This window comes from Chitinispirillales bacterium ANBcel5 (assembly GCA_029688955.1).
Taxonomy (GTDB): Bacteria; Fibrobacterota; Chitinivibrionia; order Chitinivibrionales; family Chitinispirillaceae; genus Cellulosispirillum; species Cellulosispirillum alkaliphilum.
In genome coordinates, this window is the sequence record JARUKZ010000011.1 from 76,332 (window position 1) to 99,506 (window position 23,175).

22 protein-coding genes are annotated in these 23,175 nt (G+C 42.2%); all 22 read left to right on the top strand.

Annotation, left to right across the window (positions count from 1 at the left end; translation table 11 throughout):
* The first annotated feature begins 64 nt into the window (after nucleotides 1–64).
* Nucleotides 65–940, top strand: a complete 876-nt coding sequence (gene lgt, locus QA601_08060) for a prolipoprotein diacylglyceryl transferase (GenBank protein MDG5815027.1) — start codon at nucleotides 65–67, stop codon at nucleotides 938–940.
* A 343-nt stretch (nucleotides 941–1,283) separates the two neighbouring features.
* Complete coding sequence (locus QA601_08065; GenBank protein ID MDG5815028.1) at nucleotides 1,284–1,658, top strand: phosphoribosyltransferase family protein; 375 nt, start codon at nucleotides 1,284–1,286, stop codon at nucleotides 1,656–1,658.
* A 179-nt stretch (nucleotides 1,659–1,837) separates the two neighbouring features.
* On the top strand, nucleotides 1,838–2,530 hold the full coding sequence (locus QA601_08070) for a YggS family pyridoxal phosphate-dependent enzyme (GenBank protein MDG5815029.1): 693 nt from the start codon (nucleotides 1,838–1,840) through the stop codon (nucleotides 2,528–2,530).
* On the top strand, nucleotides 2,527–2,769 hold the full coding sequence (locus tag QA601_08075) for a YggT family protein (protein MDG5815030.1): 243 nt from the start codon (nucleotides 2,527–2,529) through the stop codon (nucleotides 2,767–2,769). The genes QA601_08070 and QA601_08075 overlap by 4 nt, the downstream gene beginning before the upstream one ends.
* 33 nt (nucleotides 2,770–2,802) lie before the next feature.
* Nucleotides 2,803–3,357, top strand: coding sequence for a DivIVA domain-containing protein (locus QA601_08080; GenBank protein ID MDG5815031.1), 555 nt, complete (start codon nucleotides 2,803–2,805; stop codon nucleotides 3,355–3,357).
* Nucleotides 3,354–3,662 carry a DUF167 family protein gene (locus QA601_08085; protein MDG5815032.1) on the top strand — a complete coding sequence of 103 codons (309 nt, stop codon included), beginning with the start codon at nucleotides 3,354–3,356 and terminating at the stop codon, nucleotides 3,660–3,662. The genes QA601_08080 and QA601_08085 overlap by 4 nt, the downstream gene beginning before the upstream one ends.
* A 3-nt stretch (nucleotides 3,663–3,665) precedes the next feature.
* Nucleotides 3,666–4,487, top strand: coding sequence for a purine-nucleoside phosphorylase (locus QA601_08090; protein MDG5815033.1), 822 nt, complete (start codon nucleotides 3,666–3,668; stop codon nucleotides 4,485–4,487).
* A complete protein-coding gene (gene ileS / locus QA601_08095; GenBank protein ID MDG5815034.1) occupies nucleotides 4,484–7,771 on the top strand; it encodes an isoleucine--tRNA ligase in 3,288 nt (1,095 codons plus the stop codon). The genes QA601_08090 and ileS overlap by 4 nt, the downstream gene beginning before the upstream one ends.
* On the top strand, nucleotides 7,772–8,674 hold the full coding sequence (locus QA601_08100) for a lysophospholipid acyltransferase family protein (protein MDG5815035.1): 903 nt from the start codon (nucleotides 7,772–7,774) through the stop codon (nucleotides 8,672–8,674).
* Nucleotides 8,656–9,273 carry an LPS export ABC transporter periplasmic protein LptC gene (lptC, locus tag QA601_08105; protein MDG5815036.1) on the top strand — a complete coding sequence of 206 codons (618 nt, stop codon included), beginning with the start codon at nucleotides 8,656–8,658 and terminating at the stop codon, nucleotides 9,271–9,273. The genes QA601_08100 and lptC overlap by 19 nt, the downstream gene beginning before the upstream one ends.
* Nucleotides 9,260–10,402: an LptA/OstA family protein gene (locus QA601_08110; GenBank protein MDG5815037.1), complete on the top strand. Its 1,143-nt coding sequence runs from the start codon at nucleotides 9,260–9,262 to the stop codon at nucleotides 10,400–10,402. The genes lptC and QA601_08110 overlap by 14 nt, the downstream gene beginning before the upstream one ends.
* Nucleotides 10,403–10,423: 21 nt before the next feature.
* Nucleotides 10,424–11,167, top strand: coding sequence for an LPS export ABC transporter ATP-binding protein (gene lptB / locus QA601_08115; protein MDG5815038.1), 744 nt, complete (start codon nucleotides 10,424–10,426; stop codon nucleotides 11,165–11,167).
* Nucleotides 11,168–11,334: 167 nt separating this feature from the next.
* The gene (rpoN, locus tag QA601_08120) at nucleotides 11,335–12,768 is read left to right on the top strand and encodes an RNA polymerase factor sigma-54 (GenBank protein MDG5815039.1); all 1,434 of its coding nucleotides are present in this window, start codon (nucleotides 11,335–11,337) and stop codon (nucleotides 12,766–12,768) included.
* The gene (lipA, locus tag QA601_08125) at nucleotides 12,761–13,660 is read left to right on the top strand and encodes a lipoyl synthase (protein ID MDG5815040.1); all 900 of its coding nucleotides are present in this window, start codon (nucleotides 12,761–12,763) and stop codon (nucleotides 13,658–13,660) included. Before rpoN ends, lipA begins: the two co-directional genes overlap by 8 nt.
* Nucleotides 13,661–13,926: 266 nt before the next feature.
* Nucleotides 13,927–14,265, top strand: coding sequence for a ribosome-associated translation inhibitor RaiA (gene raiA, locus QA601_08130; protein ID MDG5815041.1), 339 nt, complete (start codon nucleotides 13,927–13,929; stop codon nucleotides 14,263–14,265).
* 92 nt (nucleotides 14,266–14,357) lie between these two features.
* Nucleotides 14,358–15,296, top strand: a complete 939-nt coding sequence (locus tag QA601_08135; GenBank protein ID MDG5815042.1) for an MlaD family protein — start codon at nucleotides 14,358–14,360, stop codon at nucleotides 15,294–15,296.
* 6 nt (nucleotides 15,297–15,302) lie between these two features.
* Nucleotides 15,303–15,569: an HPr family phosphocarrier protein gene (locus QA601_08140; protein MDG5815043.1), complete on the top strand. Its 267-nt coding sequence runs from the start codon at nucleotides 15,303–15,305 to the stop codon at nucleotides 15,567–15,569.
* 140 nt (nucleotides 15,570–15,709) lie between these two features.
* The gene (locus QA601_08145; protein ID MDG5815044.1) at nucleotides 15,710–17,011 is read left to right on the top strand and encodes a homoserine dehydrogenase; all 1,302 of its coding nucleotides are present in this window, start codon (nucleotides 15,710–15,712) and stop codon (nucleotides 17,009–17,011) included.
* Between the two features lie 25 nt (nucleotides 17,012–17,036).
* Nucleotides 17,037–18,515, top strand: a complete 1,479-nt coding sequence (gene thrC, locus QA601_08150) for a threonine synthase (GenBank protein MDG5815045.1) — start codon at nucleotides 17,037–17,039, stop codon at nucleotides 18,513–18,515.
* Nucleotides 18,516–18,539: 24 nt separating this feature from the next.
* Nucleotides 18,540–19,739 (top strand): cofactor-independent phosphoglycerate mutase, encoded by a 1,200-nt coding sequence (locus QA601_08155; protein ID MDG5815046.1) that lies wholly within the window; start codon nucleotides 18,540–18,542, stop codon nucleotides 19,737–19,739.
* A gap of 4 nt (nucleotides 19,740–19,743) precedes the next feature.
* A complete protein-coding gene (locus tag QA601_08160; GenBank protein MDG5815047.1) occupies nucleotides 19,744–21,189 on the top strand; it encodes a sugar transferase in 1,446 nt (481 codons plus the stop codon).
* A gap of 84 nt (nucleotides 21,190–21,273) precedes the next feature.
* Complete coding sequence (locus QA601_08165) at nucleotides 21,274–23,136, top strand: hypothetical protein (protein MDG5815048.1); 1,863 nt, start codon at nucleotides 21,274–21,276, stop codon at nucleotides 23,134–23,136.
* The last annotated feature ends 39 nt before the right edge of the window (nucleotides 23,137–23,175 follow it).

Below are 23,175 nucleotides of genomic sequence, written 5' to 3' on the forward strand. Positions count from 1 at the left end.
TAGTATCACTTGGTCGTAGTCAATAGCTATATTCATTTTTGTACATGAATCTGGAAGGATACGCATGCAACCTGTATTGTTTGATGTTTTCTCATTTCCTATTCCATCCTATGGATTGATGCTGGCCCTCTCTTTTCTTGTTGGTATATGGTTGGCAAGTTGGCGTGCCGGTAAAATGGGGTTGAATTCAAATCTGATGGCTGATGTTGGGTTTTATGTCATAATTTCAGCGATTGTTGGATCGCGTCTTTATTACGTTTTTTTGCACTACGATAAATTCAGGGGTAATATAGTAAACATATTTAATCCCTTTCAGGATGGATCTGTTGGAATCGATGGGTTGGTGATGTATGGGGGGGTTATCGGGGCAATCATTGCCGCTGTTTTGTTTTTTAAAATCAAAAAAGCACCCTTTCTTCCTTACGCTGATGCTGCTGCGCCCAGCTTGGGGATAGGGATATTTCTAACCCGTATTGGGTGTTTTCTCAATGGTTGTTGTTATGGAGCTGCTGTTGTTGCAGAAAGACTTTTTTCCGTATCTTATCCACATAATAACAGTCCTGCCGGATCCTATCAGGCTTACGTTAACGCTCATGCTCTCGAGCCCTCTCAGATTTATGAGTCTGTTGGGGGACTTGTTATGGCCCTCATCGTTTTAGCTGCTGGGAGAATGAAAACTTTTGCAGGGTTTCAGTTTTACCTGGCAGGGTTGTTATACTCAGTCTTACGCTTCTTTGTAGACTATAGCCGTGTGTATACTGAGTCAGAATATTTGGGTCCTTTCACTCACAATCAGGTTATCTGTATTGTATTCTTTATCCTCTTTGGCACTCTCATTCTTAAAAAAGCGCTAAAAAATAATTCTGTTGATGAGCAGAACAATGAGGCAACCACGGTTGATGCAGATGAGCAAGCCAAAGTTGCAGTGGATCAAAACTAAAGCTGTGTCTCTAACTAAGCGTGCGGAGGATTTTTTCTTCCCTGCGCTTTGTTTAATTTGTGACCAGTCACTTATCTTAGAAAGTAAATGGTTCTGTAGTGGGTGTTTTCACTCACTGGCTAAAAACAGAGAAGGCAGAAATGCGTGCCCTTTTTGCTCCCAAAACACTCTACAAAAACAGTGTACCTGCACTATAGCGTGGGATTTTTCTTTTAAAAAAATCCACTCAGTTTATGATTTTGATCCCCTAATAAAGAGCATCTCACATCATATAAAGTACAGAGGCGGCAAACAACTCGCTTTTTATATGGGGTTATTATCCTCAGAGCATATAAACGAGGAAATGATAAACAGTGTTGATGTATGTATTCCGGTGCCTTTGCATAGCTCAAGAGAACGAAACCGGGGGTTTAATCAGTCAGAGTGGTTTGCCAAAGGATTACTAAAAGGTCTTCAAGGAAATATTCCCTTATTCAGAGATGTCCTTTTAAGGACCCGAAAAACCGGTACTCAGACAAAGCTAAGTAAGGATGAGCGTATGGGTAATCTTCAGGGCGCTTTTGAAGTAAGAGCAGGGGCTTCTGAAAAAATTAATGGTAAACGGGTGCTCCTTGTTGATGATATAGTGACTACCGGAGCAACCACGGAGTCCTGTTCGGTTGAGCTGATTAGGGCAGGATGTGATTCGGTAACTGTTTTTTCTCTTGCACGTGATTAGAATGCAGTGACGATTTCTTTTGCTTTAACTCCATTAAATAGCTATTTAGTGTAAGAAATCTTAAGCATTCTAAATTTCTTTAGCCCACACTCATTCTCAAGAGAGCATTATATCATCGTCCTTTATTATATTTCAATACTAAAAATGACGGTTAAGCATAGCATTCAGGCGATTTTTTTATGAAAGATCCACAATTAGCAGAGCGGTTAGGTGCAATCAGAGAGCAGATTGAACGAGCGTGTAAAAAAAGCGGGCGCAGGGTTGATGATATCAGGCTTATTGCGGTTACAAAAAACCACCCTGCTTCAATGATTCAGGACCTTATTGATTTGGGAGTTAGAGATTTTGGAGAAAACCGGGTCAATGAGATAACTGAAAAGGTTCCGCTGCTTAAGGGGGATTTCACTATGCATATGATCGGGCATCTTCAGACAAATAAGGTTAAAAAAGTACTTCCTTACGTAAAATGGATTCAGTCCATCGATAGGGGACGGTTGATTGCAAAGATTGAGAATGTGTATGGGCAATGCCACGAGAAGATGCGGGTCCTGGTTGAGGTAAATACCTCCGGTGAAGAGAGTAAATCTGGTTGTAAGCCTGAGGAGTGTTTGGAGTTGTGTGAGCGTGTGGTGGGGAGTAGCGTGCTTGAGCTTAAGGGTTTAATGACCATTGGACCTCTTGGAGCAGATGAATCAGCGACCAGAAACTCCTTTGCCCTGCTTCGGGAACTTGGTGATAGGTGCAGGAGTCTGATTGATGGAACTGTAGAATTATCCATGGGTATGAGTGGGGATTTTGAGTGGGCCATTGAGGAAGGGGCTACAATGATTCGAATCGGAACTGTTTTGGTTGGAAAGAGGTTCTATATATGATACCGATTATATTTGCACTTTTTAGGGTATATCAATTCCTTATACTGATCAGGGTTATTCTTTCCTGGGTTCATCCTTACAGGGACCATATTCTTATAGAATGGGTTTATCGCCTTACAGAGCCGCTTTTAGAGCCAATACGAAGGCTTTTACCTGTCAGCAGACTTGGGTTGGACATATCGCCTTTAATTTTGCTTTTGATACTTCAATTTATACAAAGAATTTTATTACGGTTATAAGTGTAATACTATAAACCATTTGAGGAGTGATTGATGCGTATAACACCTCTTGATATCAGAAAGCAGCCCTTTCCCCGTGCGCTGCGGGGATTTGATCCTGATGCTGTGAATAGTTTTCTGGAGATGGTGGCAGGTGAGTATGAGGCGATAATTCGTCAAAACAGTGAATTTGGTACCCAGATCAAAACTCTGGAGCAGAAGCTTGAGAGTTACATAAAAATCGAGCGGGTACTGAATGAAACGTTGCTGAGTGCGCAAAAAGCTACAGATGAGGCGAGGGTAAACGCACAAAAAGAAGCTGAACTTATACTAAAAGATGCAAAAATCAGGGCAGACCGTTACGAGGATGAGGCCAGGCAGAGGGTTCATAAGCATGAAAGCGAGTTGGTTTCCCTGAGAAATCAACGCGACAGTTTTCTTGCACGGTTTAAGGCAATGCTTTCCACTCAGCTAAATCTCCTGGAAGTAATAAGCGGGGATTTAAAGCAGGGTAGTGAGGAAAAGGGAGGTGTTAGTGAGCAGTATGGTGATGATGAAACTATGGATGAGGTACCGCCTCAGCCAAATCTTTCTTCGCTGGATTCATGAGTTGTACTTTTGAATGTGTAACTAAGCCTGGTGCGAAAAGTAATAGAATCTCCTTAAGTGATGAGGGAGTTTTTTCTGTAGCAGTGACATCACCCCCTGCAGAGGGAAAGGCAAATAAGCATCTTATTGCGTTGCTTGCTAAGGAACTTGAAGTTAAGACCTCTTCAGTTACTATTATAATTGGGAAGCAGGGAAGAAAAAAAGTAGTAAAAATTGATGGCCTTAGCAAAGATGAAGTGTTTGACAGATTTAAACAGAAAAAAATTGAGAAAAACTACGTGCATAAACCTAAAAGAGGACTTTAACCTATGACAAGCACTTATGATATGATTCAGGAAGCAAGAGAGTTTCTTGAAAGCAAGACTTCGGTAAAACCAGAAATTGGAATTATTCTGGGCACGGGGCTTGGCAGGCTTGCAGAATCTATTGATAAGGAGGCGGAAATACCCTATGAAACCATTCCGCATTTCCCGGTTTCTACAGTAGAGGCACATGCAGGAAAGCTGATTTTCGGTAAGTTAGCTGGTAAATCGGTGATGGCTATGCAGGGAAGGTTTCATTACTATGAAGGGTACTCAATGCAGCAGATCGTTTTCCCTGTGCGTGTTATGAAGTTTATGAATGTTTCAAAACTCATTGTTTCAAATGCCTGTGGTGGAGTTAATCCGCTTTTTAAGCCGGGAACAATAATGGCCATTACAGATCATATAAATCTTTTGGCTGATAATCCTCTTATTGGTGCAAATGACAATAGAATTGGTGTGCGTTTCCCCGATATGTCTCAGCCTTATTCAAACAGGCTTATCGAGCTTGTAAGTAAAATCGCTCTTGAAAACAACATCAGGATAGAAAAAGGTGTATACTCTGCTATGAGCGGCCCTTCACTTGAAACCCGCGCCGAGTACCGTATGCTTCGCATCTTAGGCGCTGATGTGATAGGAATGAGCACGGTTCCGGAGGTAATAGCTGCAGTGCATGCCGGTCTTGAAGTGCTTGGGTTATCTGTTGTAACTGATTCATGTCTTCCGGATGCGCTCGAACCTGTTGACCTTAAAAAAATAATAGCTGTAGCGGATAAAACTGAACCATTACTTGTAAAGCTTATAGAGAAGGTCCTTGAAGCATTATGAAATCTCAAAGTTTTAACTCTGTAAATACTCAAACTCGTTTCCCTCAGATTGAGGATGAAATACTTGCATTCTGGAATGAGAGTAAAACGTTTCAAAGGTCTCTTGATGAGACCAAATCTAAGAAGCCGTTTGTGTTTTATGATGGTCCTCCGTTTGCGACCGGGCTTCCACATTACGGACACCTGCTTGCCGGTACTTTAAAAGATATTATCCCACGATACTGGACCATGCGGGGGCACCATGTAGACAGACGTTTTGGTTGGGACTGTCATGGATTGCCGGTAGAAAATGAGATGGAAAAGGAGTTTAAGGTCTCTGGTAAGCGTGACATTGAAAAACTTGGAATTCATATTTTTAATGAAGCATGTCGTTCGATTGTTTTAAGATACACCGGACAATGGGAAAAAGTGGTAAACAGGATGGGGCGTTGGGTTGACTTTGAAAATCAGTACCGTACTATGGATCCCCCCTACATGGAAAGTATCTGGCATGTGTTTCGTCAGGTATGGGATAAGGGGCTGATTTATCAGGGTTTCAGAGTTCAGCCCTATTGTCCAAGGTGTGCTACACCACTTTCAAACTTCGAAGTTAATGAAGGATACAAAGATACAACCGGGCCATCTATAACCGTTTCCTTCCCCCTTGCCGATAATCCAAAAGAGAAGGTACTGGTCTGGACAACAACCCCCTGGACTCTTCCTTCAAATGTAGTGCTGGCTACCGGGGCCGATATAAAATATGTAAAGATCAGGGATGGAGAGGATATCTTTATCATAGCCAAAGACAGGGTAAGTGCCTACTATAAAGATGTATCAGCTGTGGAAATAATTGATGAGATTGAGGGAAAGGACCTTGCAGGTAAAAGCTATATCCCCATGTTTGATTATTTCAAGGGACGAGATGAAAAGTTTTTTACCATCGTTACTGCTGATTTCGTTTCCACCGAGGATGGAACAGGGGTTGTGCACATTGCGCCTGCTTTTGGTGAGGATGACTTTCAGGTTGGTCAGAAACTTGGTCTTGAGATCGTATGTCCGGTGAATGACGAGGGTAGATTTACAAGCGAAGTGCCTGAGTGGGAAGGTAAGGTTGTCTACGATGCTGATAAAGAGATTACCCGTGCAATAAAGGAAAAGGGACGTCTTATTCATCGCACGACTATAGAACACCGATATCCTTTCTGTTACAGGTGTGATACGGCTCTTATATACAAAGCTATCACTACCTGGTTTATGAAAATTGACCCTTTAAAAAACAATATGCTCGATAATAATCAGCAGATTCACTGGGTTCCATCTCATCTGCAGAAAGGACGTTTTGGGAAGGGTATAGAAAGTGCACCGGACTGGAATATCTCCCGGAATCGCTACTGGGGCACGCCGATACCGGTGTGGATGTGTGAATGCGGTAATACTGAGTGTTGTGGCAGCCTCGATGAACTTCATACACTTTTGGGCAGAGGTGACAAAACTGAAGGAGAAAGACTTCATGCGCGTGCGGCAAAGGATGTCGAGAAAAAGTTAAAAGAGCATGGTAGAGAAAGTGTAAAGAAGTGTGGGATCGATAGCTCCTGGGCTGATAAGCTTGAGAGCGTAAGTATCAGTCCTGTGGATATTCACAGACACATCATCGACGAATTTGAAATAGCGTGTCCAGACTGTGATAAAGAGATGAATCGCACCTCCGAAGTTCTGGATTGTTGGTTTGAGTCCGGTTCTATGCCTTATGCTCAGATGCATTATCCTTTTGAAAACAAGGAGCGTTTCGAGGCTAATTTCCCGGCTGATTTCATTGCTGAAGGGTTAGATCAGACCAGAGGATGGTTTTATACTCTAACAGTACTGGCCGCCGCGCTCTTTGAAAAACCTGCATTTAAGAATGTTATTGTTAATGGGATTATTCTAAGTGAGGATGGGAAAAAACTCTCTAAGCGTCTTAGAAACTATGCGCCACCGCAAGATGTTTTAAATACGCTTGGTGCAGATGCTTTAAGACTTTTTCTCATAAACTCACCTGCTGTGAAAGCAGAAGATCTGCGTTTCTCTGAAAAAGGAGTTAAGGAGATGTCCCGCTCTGTGCTGCTTCCGTTCTGGAACGCCTACTCCTTTTTTGTTACCTATGCTAATGTAGACTGCTGGAAACCGCTAAGTACAGAGGCACCAAAAGAGGGAACGGAACTCGATAGATGGATTATCTCTCTTTTTAATGACACTGTAAAGAGTGTAAACAAAGAAATGGAGCAGTACAACCTCTACAAAGTTGTACCAATTTTGGTCGATTTCATAGAAAATCTGACTAATTGGTATATAAGAAGAAGCAGGAGAAGGTTTTGGAGAAGCGAAAACGACAATGACAAGCAATACGCATACAGTACACTTTATTACATTCTGGTTCAGTTTTCAAAGGTAATGGCTCCTTTTCTACCTTTTCTCACCGAATCTATATACAGAAATCTTGTGGGCGATAAGATAAAGGGTGCACCGGAAAGCGTTCATCTGTGTGGCTACCCAGATTCTGAAACATCTTTTATCGATTCTGATCTGGAGCTTAAGATGAAACTGGTTCGCCAGGCAGTTTCTATGGGAAGAGCGCTTAGAAGCCGTTATACCATTAAGACTCGTCAGCCACTCAATAACTTTACCGTCATTGTAGCTGATGACTCCAAACGTAATCTTCTTGCAAAAATGGATGAGCTTATAAAAGAGGAGCTTAATGTAAAAACCGTCTCCTTTGATTCACGTGAGGACAGAGTGGTAACCATTTCTGCAAAGCCAAACTACAAAAAACTTGGCAGGCAGTATGGTCCTAAGATGAAGGAAGCGGCAGCTCTTATTGAGGCTTTTACACCTGAGCAGATTTCTGAGCTCGAAAGTGGCGTACAGATAGAAGTCCTGGGGGTAAAACTTGGCTTTGAGGATATTGAGATAAGAAGAACCAAGCACGAAGGGTTGGAGGTTGAAACTGAAGGAGAGCTTACGGTGGCTTTGGATACTACAATTACTCCAGCGCTTAGAGAAGAGTGTATGGCGCGGGAATTTGTAAACAGAATTCAAAACATGAGGAAAGCTTCAGACTTTAATGTGACCGATCGTATAATCATTAAATGTCGCTGTCCGGAAGACCTTTCTGAAGCGTTATCTTCCTTTAAAAACTATGTGTGCAGAGAAACTCTGGCAGTGGAACTTCAGCAACTTAATCGGCTTTCTGAAGGAGAAAGTATAGAGGTCGATGGAGTGGATGCTTTGGTGAAGATAGAGCGCTCTGATAGTATGACTGGTGGTTAAATGAAAAATAAACGTCTGAAACCTTTTAGATATAACCTGCTTAGTGCTGCTGTATCGGCAGCACTTTTTGTGGGAAAACGAATCCCCAGAAGTTTGGGTTTATTCCTATTTGGTTTATTGGGGCGTTTTTTATACCTGATACCAAACAAGGAGAAAATCAGGGCAATTAATCATCTATCTTTGATATACGGTTCGACCTGGGATAAAAAGAAGATCAGTAACACTGCTCGTAATGTTTTTTCCGGGCTTGGAATGAATCTTTTTGATGCTGTTTATCTTTCCACAGTGTCTGATTCTACATTCAACAGAATTGTAAAGTGTGATAATCTTGAGAGGTTCAGGGAGGCTTACGGCAGAAAAAAAGGTGTTTTTGTAATTACAGGACATGTTGGATGCTTTGAGATGCTCCTTCAGTTTTTTGCCAGAAACGGATTTAAAAGCTTTGCAATTGGGAAAAAGATGAGAGATCCGAGAATCGAACAAATTGTTCGTGAGCTTAGAAGTGGTCCGGGAATAGAGTATTTCGATCGTTCAGAAGGTGGAAGAAAGATAGTACGTTTTTTAAAGCAGGGGCGTGCCTGTGGGGTTTTGGTGGATCAGGACACAAAAAAGGTGGACGGAGTTTTTGCTAACTTTTTGGGTAGAAGGGCTTTTACTCCAAGCGGTCCTGTACGTCTTGCACTTAAATTCGACATCCCGATGTTTGTGGTAACAACCATAAGGGAGCCGGATAATACTCATAGGGTGATAATAAGTGAAGAAATAGTCGCAAATAAGAAAAACGATTTTGAAAGTGAGCTAGTGTCTGTTGTGCAGAAAATCAACGATCGGTTAGGGGAGACGATTCACAGGTATCCTTCTCAGTGGGTCTGGATGCACAGGAGATGGAAAACACAGCCTTAAAGAGGTACCATTTGGCAAATAGAGCAAGTAGGGTATTATTACAATGTTTAGTTGCGGCAATTGTTTTGGGTTTTGGGTGTAAAAGCCGCGAAGCCTTACCGGTACTGGAGGGAACAGCATCACCGTTTCAGGAGTTTGGTACCGCTAAGCTTCAATTCTACGAGGGTCAGTACAAAAGGTGGGTGCTTGAGTCTGATTATATTAAAAGACCTATGGTCGACAGCGGTGAAGTGCTTGTTTCTCCTGTAAAAATAATTATCTACGATACTCTTGAGAACGCTGAAACCTATATACTCGCCGATTCCGGTTCTACTGACAACAGCATGGATCTGTTTAATCTTTGGGGCAGAGTGTATATACAAACAAGAGACTCTATTGTGGTGAAAACAGAGAGGTTGTGGTGGATAAAGGATAGCAGGAAAATCGAATCTGATACCTATGTGCAGATAGAAACTCCAAGGGGGGATATATTAAGAGGTAGGGGGCTTGATGCTGCTGAAGATTTTACACGTTTCACTTTCAGGGCTGATGTTACAGGTAAATTTCCCGATTTTAGAAGAAGGATAGAGCAGCAGGATGAGGAATTTGGCATTTTCTAATACTCAAAAACGCGTCGCATGGCTGGGGGGTGTTGTTTTTTGCTCTCTGACTTTTCTATTCTTCTCTGTTTTGGCTCAACCGACCCGGAATCATTCTGACGAACTGGTGCTGGAGTATGCGAGTGTAAATGAAAACATATTTAGAAATGGGGAATTTGTAAGTTATTTGCGGGGGGACGTTGTTTTTTCTTACGATGATATCAGGATTCGCTCTGATGAAGCCACCTGGCGTCGAAATGATGGTGAAGTACGATTCAGAAATAGGGTGAAGGTGGAGCGGTCGGGTCAATTTTTCCGAAGTAACAGAGTTGATTTCACCAGCAAGGAAAATATTATTACTGCCAGAGGGGATTTTTATTATTATGATTCTCTTGAACTTGTATCACTCTCCGGCAACCAGGCACGGTATGACCTGGAAGAACGGGAATTTATCCTTGAGGGTAGTCCCCGTTTGGAACATTATGACACTGCAGCATCCCAAACGCTTGTGATTACAGGGCACACAATGAACTATTGTGATAAAGAAAAGGTTGCCGGTGTTCAGGGAGAGGTTAAAATAGAAAGAGGAGAGCTTTTGGCGCTCTGTAACAGAGCATATTATTACACCGATAGTGCTTTTGTTAAACTGAGGGTGAATCCTTCGGTTAGGTATGAGTCCCATGATCTTGAAGGGGACTCTGTAGATCTGTTTTTTGCCGAGGAGAACCTAAAGAGTGCGTGGGTGAAGGGGAACTCCCGTGTAAGTTATATTGAAGCATCAGATGAGGGGGACACGGTATTCAGCGACATCTGGAGTGATTCACTTTTTGTTCAAATGTGTGAGTCTGGCAATATTGATACACTCTTTGCTTACGGCAATGTTTTGACCAGGTACTTTGGATCAGAAGATACCACCAGAGTAAACAAAGCCTGGGGACGAACTATGGTTTTGGCTTTCGATACGCTTGGCAAAATCAGCAGTGCAGTTATAAGAGGAAATGCAAGGAGTGTATATTATATTGATGAATCTGATGGTCAGGGACGTAATGAAGCAAGTGGGGATAGTATAATAGTGTATTTTGATAAGGGCAGAACAGAGCGGATCAGGCTCTCGGGAAGTACCAGAGGGGTATATTTTCCACAGAATTAATTATCAGGCGAAAGAGCGCTTATGCAGGAAAATAAGGAAAGACGGGAGATCAGGACCGAAACGCTTTTGAAGGTGTATGCTAAGCGTCGAGTAGTGGATCATGTCTCAATAAATGTGAGTCAGGGTGAGATAGTGGGTCTTCTTGGGCCAAATGGAGCAGGAAAAACGACTACATTTTATATGATTGTAGGTCTTATAAGACCCAATAAGGGTAAAATATTCCTCGATAGAAAAAACATAACCCGAAAGCCCATGTATAAGCGTGCACGGATGGGGATAGGCTATTTGCCACAGGAGGCCTCGATTTTCCGTAAGCTCTCGGTGGGTGATAATGTGCTTTCGGTTCTTGAAAATCAGCGTATAAGTGCAAAAAACCGAAAAAAGAGGATGCGGGAGCTTCTTGAGGAGCTTAATGTGGGGCATCTTGAAAAGAGCTTAGGGTATATGCTCTCAGGAGGGGAGAGAAGGAGAGTTGAGATTGCCCGAGCGCTTGCTATTAATCCGGACTTTATATTATTGGATGAGCCGTTTGCTGGAGTTGATCCTATAGCGGTGGAGGATATACAGGGTATTGTGCACGAGTTGAAGAACAAGGGGTACGGAGTTTTGATTACCGATCATAATGTACGAGAAACTTTGAGGATTACCGATAGGGCCTATATTATGTGTTCGGGAGAGATACTGGTGTCTGGCACTGCCGGGGAGCTTGCGGAGGACCCTGAAGCCAGACGGATTTATTTGGGGCAGAATTTTAAACTTGATTAGTTTTTTTCTTCTACTCTCGTTTTTGATAGTGGCTAGGAGAGTGGAAAGGGCAAAACTGCACTATTTGAGCTCTTCGCTCCAACTTTTATTACGGTCTGGTTTTTGCTCAGAGTATTACTACATAGTTTTAAGGAAGAAATCGTTACAACAGATTAAAGGAGTACAATTTGAATCTCGGTCTTGACATGTCGCTAAAGCTCCAGCAGAAACTGTCATTTCAGATGATACAGTCTCTGAAGCTATTACAGGTCAACACTTTGCAGCTTGAGCAGCTCCTCAAGACCGAACTGGAGATGAATCCGGTTCTTGAGGCCAGTGATGAACTGGAGCAGGAAGCTGATGAAGCGATGGAGCGTGAGGAGAGAGAGACTGCGGAGGAGAAGGATAAAGAGGAAGAGGAGCTTGATATAAATGAGGACTCCATCGATTGGGAAGAGTATTTGGAGGAGGGCTTTGATTTGGGGTACTCATATAATGAGGAAGTAGACCGCAATGAGGAGCGCTATGAGCCTACACCTGTTTATCAGGAAACTCTTGAAGAGCACCTTACAAAGCAGTTAGCTGAGAAAAAAATCGATGAAAAGAGGCTGGTTCTGGTTCAGTTCCTTATTGGAAGTTTGGACAATGATGGTTATTTAAGGATTTCTCTTGAGGATATTGCAGAGTATATAGGAATAAGTGTGTATGAGGTGGAAGAAGCACGTAATGTGCTTATCGGCCTGGACCCACCCGGCGTTGGGGCACAAAATCTTCAGGAGTGTATGATTCTTCAGCTAAGGGCAAGAAAACTTCACAATTCTTTGGCAATGAAGATTATAGCTGAGACATGGGACTTGTTTGAGAAGCTGAAAATTCCGGAGATATCGCGGCATTTTAACGTTGAGCCTCGAAAAATTCAGGAATCTTTGGAAATTTTAAAGATTTTAAATCCAAAACCGGGGTATCAGTACAACCCAGACAAGCCATCAACAATCATCCCCGACCTTATTGTGGAGAAAATTGATGGTACCTTCGTAGCCATGCTCAACGATCGTTCTGTTCCATCACTGCATATAAATAAATCGTATGCCAATATGATCAAGCGTGGAAGCACTGCAAAGCGTGAAGTGAAAAAGTATATTCGTGAGAAGTTTAACAGTGCCACATGGTTTATACGCTCCATTGAGCAGCGCAAAACAACTATGTTGAAGGTGATGTATGCAATTATAGAGCGTCAGATGGATTTTTTCGAGAAAGGGCCACCTAATCTGCATCCTTTGAAACTTCAGGATGTGGCAGATATGGTCGAAATGCACATCTCTACCGTCTCCAGAGTGACCAGTAATAAATATGTTCAGACAAGGCATGGGATATTTGAGCTTAAATATTTCTTCACTGAAGCTGTTGGGCGAGATCAGGATGGCTCAGATATATCTTCTGAGCGAATCAAAAATCGTATAAGGCAGCTTGTGAATACCGAAAACAGGAAAAAACCTCTTTCTGATCAAAAAATCTCAAATATTCTCTCAACGGAGAATCTACCGGTGGCGCGACGTACGGTGGCAAAATACAGAGAGCAGATGAGAATTCTGCCTGCACGTTTACGGCAAAAATATGAGTGATCTTTCAGCTATCTCCTCTGATGAGGAAAAAAAAGAGTATCCCGGCAGATTTCCTAAATGGCTTAAGAGGCCTGTGGCATTTTCCGGAAAGCAAAACAGCGTCGAGCACCACCTAAAAAGTGCAGGTTTGCATACTGTGTGCTCTGAAGCTAAATGTCCAAACAGAAGCGAATGCTATAATAAGGGAACAGCAACATTTCTTATTATGGGCAATGTTTGCACCCGCAACTGTTCTTTTTGTTCTGTTAACCATGGCTCACCTCTCCCCCCCGATCCTTCTGAGGGCATGAGGGTTGCAGAGGCTGCAGCGAAAATGGGGCTTAAGCATGTAGTAATTACTTCTGTGACCAGAGACGATCTGGTGGATGGTGGAGCATCCTGCTTTGCGCAGGTGGTTCAAGCAATAAACTGTAAACTCCCAGGTGCGGTGGTCGAAATTCTTATCCCAGACTTTAAAGGAAATAAAGATTCTTTAACAACGGTTCTTCAGAGTTCCCCGGGTATTTTAAACCATAACATCGAAACTGTTCCTCGACTCTACGCCTCAATACGGCCTGAAGCTGACTACAATCGTTCCCTTGATCTTCTTAAGGCCGCATCACAGATAAACCCTGATGTGAGAACAAAGTCTGGAATAATGGTAGGGCTTGGAGAAACTGAAGCTGAGGTAAGGGGAGTGTTAGAGGATCTTTTTGAAACTGGGTGCACAATTATCACAATCGGGCAGTACTTAAGGCCTTCAAAGCGGCAATTCCCGGTTCGGGAGTTTGTTTCACCAGATCAGTTTGCGGTGTATGAGCAAATTGGAAGGGAGATTGGTTTTAAGCAGGTTTTTGCCGGGCCCTATGTGCGTAGTTCCTACCGTGCAGAAGAGATTTGTAAGGGTTTCTAAGCCAAAAATGGGGTGATTTTATACTTTAGGCTGATCAATTTAGTGCTAATTGAGGTCAGGTATATTAAGTGTCGTGGGAATTATATATTTTTAGGGATAGTGGAAGTTAAACAGAGCTGTTTGAGCGATTAAGTAGTGCAAAAATTTCTTTCAATATTGTACTATGTAGTATACGTAGTAATAAAGGGAATGTAGTAGTTTTCTCTCATGCATTCTCAAAATAACTGGCTCGGTTTCACACTAAACTAAAAAGGAGTTGGTGATATATGGAGATTCAGATTACTTCACGTCACTCCAAAGCATCTCAGGCTCTTCAGGATACCATTACTTCTGAAATAGCTAAGTTGGAAAAATTTTCCGACAAAATTACCTCCTGCCATGTGATTTTAGACAGTGAACATGTGGACAGAACTGTTGAAATAACAATGAATTCAAGGGGACACCAGGTAGTTGGAGCTGCCCGTGCAGAAAATATTGGAAAAGCTATTGATTCTGCCATCGAGAAAGTAACTCGCCAGCTTAAAAAGATAAACGAGAAGGTAAAAAATCACAAAGTAGATAAAAGTTTACTGGTTAGTAAAGAGACGGATGTTGAGGATATTTAAAGGCTTATTATTTGAGGTTAGCCCTGTTTTAGAGGACAGGGCTTGACCTTTTATTTCTCAGGCATGTGTCAGCAGGTAGGGGAAGGTGTTAGGTGAGAAGAAGTAATGTTGATTTGGTTGTTGGTGCATCTATACTGCTGGCTATACTGATTTTGGTCTCTGGGGTGCTTTGGTTAAAGGAGTCTTCACTTTCACGCAGCATGGTAACGTATACTGCGCTTTTTGAAAATGTAGGGACACTTCAGGTGGGGGATCCGGTTCTGGTTAATGGTGTGAATAAGGGAGTAGTTACCAGAATAGATATTCGGGGTACCGAGGTAGCGGTGGTTCTAAGTATAGATAGAGATATTACCCTCACAGATTCCACCTCCTTTGTGGTGCAAAACATTGGATTAATGGGTGAGAGGGGAGTAGGGGTTCAGCTTACCGGTAAGGGGGTTCCCCTGCAGCCAAACACAACTCAGGATACAGCTTTTGTACGAGGGCGTTTCGATTCCGGAATAGCTGAGGCGATGGGCATGCTTGGCACAGTGCTTGGTGAAGTTGAAACACTCACCGGAAACGTAACTGCTATAGTTGAAAACACTATCGGGGATACAGCATTTTCTGACTTCTACTATTCTATGATTACACGCCTTGACACAATTTCCCGTGTTACAGAGCGATTGTTGCGTACCAATGAGCCTCTCATAGAAGGAAGTATCAGAGACATAACCAAGCTGAGTGCTGATTTAAAAACCTTGGTTGAAAAAAACAGTGGCAATGTTGACCAGATTATCGAGGATGGGGCAGCTTTGAGTTCTCAGGCTCTGGAGGTTGTTTCCCGAGTGGATACATTATCGGTATCTATGAATAATATTGTAGGAAAGATTGAGCGTGGAGAAGGCGCTTTGGGGCAACTGATTCAGGACGAGGAGTTATATCCTGAGCTTAAAAAAACGCTTACTGCAATAGATACGCTGGTAAATGAGATTCAAAATGATGCGCTACGTGTTAGGTTGCGTTTGGGCTTTGGCAGAAAAAGAAGATAGGAGATTATGACAGAGCGTACAGTTAAGGTTGTTAATTCATTGGGTATACACGCCAGACCTGCTTCACTTATTGTACAGACTGCAATGAAGCATAAATCATCTATTCAACTCATTAAGGATGAGGTGCCGGCAGATGCCAAAAGCATCATGAGCGTTATGATGCTGGCAGCCTCGGTTAATACTTCTGTAGTGATCAGGGCAGAGGGAGAAGATGAGAAAGAGGCCGTAGATTCTATTGCGGCACTTTTTGAAAAGAAGTTTAATGAAGAATGATTAAACCAGCTCTTTACTCTGAATTTTTTCCGCTAGCTAAAAACCCCCATACTCTACTCTTCAAACGCTCGAAAAGGGTGTATTTGCTTTAGCCCGATTGTATTTTCTTTTCCTGAAAACAAAAAAAGTAGGAGGAAGAAATGGTGCAGAGGTTAAATATTGGTCTAATTGGGGCTGGAACAGTAGGTGGTGGAGTAATTAAAGTGCTTAATTCCCGTCAGGAGTATTTTAACCGAGAACTGGGGCTTTCGGTACATCTTGAGAGGGTTGTTGATAAGGATACTGAGCTTTTTTCAAAATTGCCTGTAGGGGATGCTCAGTGTAGTACTGATATAGAAGATATACTTGGTGATGACACAATCCCCATAGTGGTGGAGCTGATCGGTGGGACTACTTTTGCAAAGAAGCTTGTTATAGATGCGCTTAACCGGGGTAAACACGTTGTTACTGCGAATAAGGCGTTGATTGCTGAACATGGGCCGGAAATATTCGAGACTGCAGCGAAAAACGGTGTTTCGGTCTATTTTGAGGCTGCTGTTGGTGGTGGCATGCCTGTTATAAAGGCAATCAGAGAGGGGTTGGTTGGAAATGATATTGTTTCCATCAAAACTATCATAAATGGGACCTGTAATTACATTTTGACCAGAATGACTCAAGATGGGCGTGCCTTCAATGATGTGCTTAAGGAGGCTCAGGTCAAGGGGTATGCTGAAGCTGATCCTACGCTTGATGTAGGCGGGGGGGATACAGCACATAAAGTCGCAATTATGGCCTCTTTAACTTCAAACGGCTATGTCCCTTATGAGAAGATATCCTGTGAAGGAATAACTGCTATTGCCAAGGAGGATATAGATTATGCAAATGAACTGGGGTATACGATAAAGCTTCTGGGGGTTATAAAAAAGAGTAGCGATGAAAGTGTAGATGTGCGTGTACATCCTGTGATGCTTAGTGATGACCATATTTTAGCATCGGTTTCCAATGAGTTTAACGCTGTGTTGCTTGAAGGTGATTCGGTGGGTGAGGTTCTTCTTTATGGAAAGGGTGCTGGTGAGTTGCCTACAGCCTCTGCTGTGGTAAGTGATATAATTGATGTGGCAAGAAATATGGTAAGTCAGGATCCGGTGCGAATTCCTACCGACCATTACAGTTCAAAAAGAGCGGTGCCGGTTACCTCAATGGATCAAATATCGGGACGTTACTATATGCGCTTTAGTGTTGCAGATGTGCCTGGTGTGCTAGCTACTATAACCAAATTTCTGGGTGATGAAGGGATATCTATAGCCTCGGTTATTCAGCGGGAAATTGACTTGGAAGAGCGGGTGCCTGTGATTATTGTAACGCATCATGCTGCAGAGAAGGGGATAAGAACAGCTATTGAGCAGATAGAGAAGACTGACTTTATACGTGCCCGCACTCAGGTTATCAGAATAGAGGACTGAGATAGGTAGATACAGGAAAGAAATTATGAATTACGTAAGTACAAGGAATAATCATCCTGCAGTACAATCTTCACAGGCCATAAATCTTGGAATGGTTCCTTCGGGGGGGTTGTTTGTTCCTGAAACCATACCGCAACTTTCAATTAACGATTGTATCGGTAAGTCATATACTGCTACGGCTGAACAGGTTTTGGCTCCTTTACTGGATGACTTTTCTTCAAAAGAAATTAAGGATTGTGTCGCGCTGGCATATGATAACAGTTTTGATGTGCCTGATGTAATTAATTTATCAAAAGTTTCTCCCGATAGCTGGGTACTGGAGCTTTGGCACGGTCCTACAGCGGCTTTTAAGGATGTAGCACTTCAAATTATGCCCCATTTCATGAGGTATTCAAAGCAGAAAAACTCTGAGCGCAGGCATACTCTTATAATGGTTGCTACAAGCGGTGATACCGGAAAAGCTGCATTGGAGGGGTTTAAAGATTGTGAGGGTATATCGATTGTGGTATTTTTCCCTCATGGTGGCGTAAGCGAAGTTCAGAAGCTTCAAATGCTGACTACTTCTGGTAACAATACTTCTGTTATTGCAGTAGAGGGCAACTTTGATGATTGTCAAAGCTCGGTCAAAGAGCTTTTTTCTGATAAGCAACTTAGAGAAAAAGCTCAGAGAAAAGGGGTAGCCTTTTCATCAGCAAATTCTATAAACTGGGGACGTCTGTGTCCGCAAATAGTGTACTATGTAAAAGCTTACGCCTCTTTGGTTGAAAAGGGGGAAGTTGCCGTGGGTGAAAGCATAGACTTTTGTATCCCTACCGGAAACTTTGGTAATATACTTGCAGGCTATTATGCTCAGAAAATGGGACTGCCGATTCGTAAGTTGATTTGTGCATCCAATAAAAATAACGTATTAACAGATTTCTTCAAAACAGGGCACTACGATCGAAATCGTCAGTTTCACCGAACGATGTCTCCATCGATGGATATTCTTATCTCCTCTAACCTTGAGCGTTTTCTTTTTGAAATGACCGGGCATAATGCAGATAAGGTTTTAAAATGGTATAATCAGCTTCAAGACCGGGGAGAGTTTAAAGTTGATGAAGAAACGTTTGAAACTATGAGAGCTGTTATCGAAGCTTCGTGGGTAGATGAGCCTGCTGTTTTGGAAACAATTGGTGAAGTCTATAAACAAAGCGGCTATGTTCTTGATACACATACTGCAGTAGCGTTTGCCGCTTCACGGAAGGTTAAAAAAGATGCTGTGCCTGTAATTATTGCTTCAACAGCAAGTCCTTTTAAATTTAGCGGTGATGTGCTTCAGGGCTTAAACAAGGGGGAAGCTGCTGAGGATGAGTTTGAATCGGTTAGAAAACTTCATGAACTAAGTAAAATGAATATACACCGGGCGGTTGATGGATTGAAGGAAAAGAGAATCAATCACGGTTTGGTGATAAGTAAAGGTGAGATGGGAAAAGTTGTTGAAAAGATTGTTTCTGAAATAGTTTGATCTCTCCTGTGGGGTAAAGGTGGTATGATGAGCTCGAAATCAAAATATGCTATACTTGTCGGTGATGGAATGGCAGACTTTCCCATAGCTGCACTGGATAATAAAACTCCACTTGAATGGGCCAGAACTCCTAATATGGATAAGGTGGTGGAATCTGGGCGTACGGGACTTGCGGCAACCGTTCCAGAGGGGTTGCCTCCTGGAAGCGATGTCGCAAACATGTCCTTAATGGGGTATGACCCTCTTAAATATTATTGCGGGCGTGCTCCTATTGAAGCTGCGAGTATGGGGGTGGAACTTGGAGAGGGCGATATTGCATTCAGGTGTAATCTGGTTACTTTAAGACAGGGTATAATGGAGGATTACAGTGCCGGTCATATTGATAACGATGATGCCACTGAGCTTATTACTCTTTTGGAAAAAGAGCTTGGAAATAAAAATGTAAAATTTTATCCAGGGATAAGTTATCGTCACCTGGTAGTACTTAAAGGAATAAAGGCTGATCTAAACTGTACACCTCCACATGATATCAGCGGCCGTTTATTTGCCGATGCTCTTCCTCGGGGCCAAGGGAGTGAAGAGGTAAAGGGGTTAATGCAAAGGGCGAGTCAAATTCTATCAGATGCAGCTATAAATAAGAGGCGTAAAGAATCAGGTAAGCTTCCAGCTACCGATATATGGCTTTGGGGTCAGGGCCCTTCAATTAAACTGCCTGATTTAAAGGAGAGGTTTGGACTAAGTGGATCTGTTATTTCTGCTGTGGATCTGGTAAGAGGTCTTGGGAAACTTACTGGTCTTAACGTACGCATAGTTGAAGGTGCTACCGGATATCTGGGTACCAATTATGCAGGAAAAGTTTCTGCCGCCCGGGATGCTCTTATGAATGAAGACTTTGTGTATTTACATGTAGAAGCTCCCGATGAAACGTCTCATGAAGGGTCCTTGGAAAAGAAAATTCTTGCTATTGAGGAGTTCGACCAATTTTTGGTTGGTGAGATGATAAAAATTCAGGAACAGATTAAAAATTTAAGGATTCTGGTAATGCCCGATCATGCTACACCTGTTTCTCTAAAAACTCACCACGCAGCCCCTGTTCCTTTTGGGGTTTCGGGAGCCGGGATAAAAAGAGACGCTGCTTTGGCCTATAACGAAAAAGCCGCATCGGGGTATGAGCCCATATCAGGTCCTTCACTGTTTGAAGCTTTTATCAAAGGAACACTTTAGTGCTATGATTTTGCGACTGCTGGAGAAGATTTTTACATTCCTTTTTGATTGGTTAGCTATAAATGTAGCTTTATTTACCACTTTTTGGATTCGCTATTCTTCAGGGTTATTTTCAGTTGAATCACAGGATGCCATAAATCCCTATTCTTATATCGAACCCAGTTTTATTCTTAGTGGTGCATGGTTGGTACTTTTTTTCCTCACGGGTCTTTACCGTGACTGGTATAAAGAATCCAGGGTGGATGAGTTCTTCGTTGTCGCTCGAACAATTTTCATGGGAATGTTTTTCCTTTTTCTTATCACCAGTGCTCCGCAAATAATGGAATTTGCACGCACTGGAGATATTAATGCCTTTCTGACACCTACCAAATTTGCAACTCTGTTCACTTATGGCGGATGTATGCTTTTCTTTGCATCAATAAACCGTTTTGCGATGCATACATTTATTGCCTTTCTACACTCAAAAGGTATTGCAGTAAATAAGATATTAATTATCGGAGCTAATGATTCGGGAAAAAAACTACTAAAGGATATAAACTCATTCCCCAAGCTTGGGTACAGGGTTGTAGGATTTGTGGACGATGATGGGAAAAAGTGCGGCTCAAGTTACGAAGGGTTACCGGTTTTGGGTACTTATTCCAAAATACCTCAAATCATAAAAAAAGAGGGCATAGATGGTATAATTATAAGTCATGTAAGTGCTTCTCCCAATGAGATTTCAAAAATCCTTGATTATTGTGGTGATATAAATGTGACGATTTACATGGTGCCATCACTTATGGATGTGATTACCGGGCATTTAAAAACTCATCAACTCTTTGGTGTTCCACTGATGGTCTTACTTCAGGACCATATGCCAGGCTGGGAAGCACAGATTAAGCGTCTTATTGATATGCTGATCTCTCTTAGTGTATTGGTTATTGGTGCGCCTCTATGGAGTTTGCTTGCCATTATAATCCGTCTTACTTCTCCGGGGTCTCCTATATACAGTCAGACCAGGGTAGGGCAAAACGGTAAGAATTATACTATGTATAAATTCAGATCAATGTATATAGATGCCGAGAAGAGGTCGGGGCCGCAGTGGGCTTCGGAAAATGACCCAAGGATAACACCAGTGGGTCGCTTTATTCGTAAAACAAGACTTGATGAGATACCTCAATTTTTTAATGTTTTAAAAGGTGAGATGAGTCTTGTTGGGCCGCGTCCGGAAAGACCTGTTTTTGTAGAGCAGCTCAAAAGAGAAATCCCCTGGTATATCAGAAGAATAAAGATGAAACCAGGTATTACAGGTTGGGCTCAGGTAAAACATAAGTATGATGCATCCATTGAGGATGTAAAAGAGAAAGTAATTCATGATCTTTACTATTTTGAAAATATGTCACTGTCTCTAGACATCAAAATACTTCTCAGAACAATTTTAGTCGTTCTGACCGGCAAGGGTGCACATTAAGCCCTTTCTTTCTTCAGGCACAGATTTTGTATCGTTCCCCAGATATATATACACCTTTCTATCTATAAATCACAGGAGAACTAAATGGAAGCCGGGGAGATCTATTTTGGAAATCCAAATCACCACATTAAACCAGTCTCTTTAAATGCAGGACCACTTACTTTGTTGTATGAAAACGGGTATATCAGGTCTGTATTCTGGGGTAGAGAAGAGCTGGTGAGGCGAATGTATGTAGCGGTTCGCGATCAGTATTGGAATACTATAGAATATTCGATTTCAAATCAGGAAATAAGCATAGAGGAGCAAAGTTTCGCAGTTCATTTCGATTGTTACCATAAGAGAGGTGAAATTGAATTTTTATGGAAAGGGAGCATAACGGGTAGTAAGGAGGGGAGCGTTCACTTTTCGATGGACGGGGAAGCATTAAGAAGCTTTAAGACCTGGCGTATTGGAATCTGTGTGCTTCATCCATTAATTTGGAAAAACCAACCATTACAAGTAGAACATTTCGATGGTAGTGTGGAAAATGCGGTATTTCCCAATAGTATTAGTCCTTTTCAGCCCTTTACTGAGATAAAAAGAATGGTACTAACTCCCTATCAAAACTCAAAGGCTGTTATAGAGTTTGAGGGAGAAAAGTTTGAAACCGAAGATCAGCGTAACTGGACCGATGCAACCTACAAAACCTATTCACCCCCTATGAACGAACCGGGGCTTCATAGTATAGAAAAGGGGAACAAAATTAATCAGGGAGTAGCGCTCTCTGTTTTCGGAAAAAAACCACAGGAGAAAAAAAGTGATAAAGAGTTAGTGGTAGATATTGCAGCCGATAGGCAAAAGCATTCAGTGCCGGATCTTGGCACTCAGGTTGATCCTGAATATAGTGGGGGACAGCTTTATGAAGAGATTATCAGAACATCCGGTTTTTCCCATGTAAGGGTAGATGTAGACGTGGCATCAGAGGGGCTCAAAGAAACTATTGCAAAAGCAGCTGATGCCAGCACTCAGCTGAGTATGCCTCTTGAGCTTGCACTCTTCTTTTCTGATAACTATGAATCTGAAATAACCACACTTCTTGCCCTGTTACGGGAATACCGCGTTTCTGTAAAACGATATTTATTATTTAGTAAAAAGGAAAAAATAACCCCTCAATACTTGGTTGATTCATCCAGGGGTGCTTTATTGGCGTATTCAAGTGATGCTTGGATTGGTGGTGGAACGGATGGATACTATGTTGATATCAACAGAAACCCACCATCAACAGCCGGCCTTGATTGTATTTGTTACTCTATTAATCCTCAGGTTCATACTTTTGATAGTGCGGCGGTAATGGAAAATGTTGCCGGCCAGCGTGAAACTGTATTTGATGCTAAAACAACAGGGAATGGTTTGCCGGTGGTTATATCCTCTCTTACTTTAAGACCCCGCAAAAAGAGGTCGCAGCTGCTTAAAGATGGGGGGTGGGACTCGAGGATGAAGGGTCTTTTTGCTTCTTCCTGGACTCTTTCAAGCCTTGTTTCAATTATGGGCGGTGGGGTAGACTCGGCAACATACTATTCAGCATTTGGGGATAGTGCAATGTTTGGGTCAAATGGCAGTGTCTACCCGTCTTTTCATGTATTAAGCTTAGTGGCTGAATTTAGAGCAGGAGAAGCTCAAATTCTAAGCAATGAACCTCACTGTGCAGCTTGTTTATTGAAAAAAGAGCATTACCGGCGTATTCTTCTGAGCAATTGTACTGATCAAAAACAAACGGTGCATCTTGAAGGATTGGAGACGCGGTTTATTGAGCATCTATCGATTGATGAATCCAGATACGAGGAGGCATGTATGGTACCTAAAAAGTTTTTGTGCGGGCCTCCTGCAACGATTGAGGTTATTGGTAGCAGGGTAAGTGTTGAGATGTTGCCGTATGCTGTTTATTCCTTTGATTGGATTGGAGAGTGATTAGTAGAGTAATGGGATACAAAGAGAATAGTGTGGTAT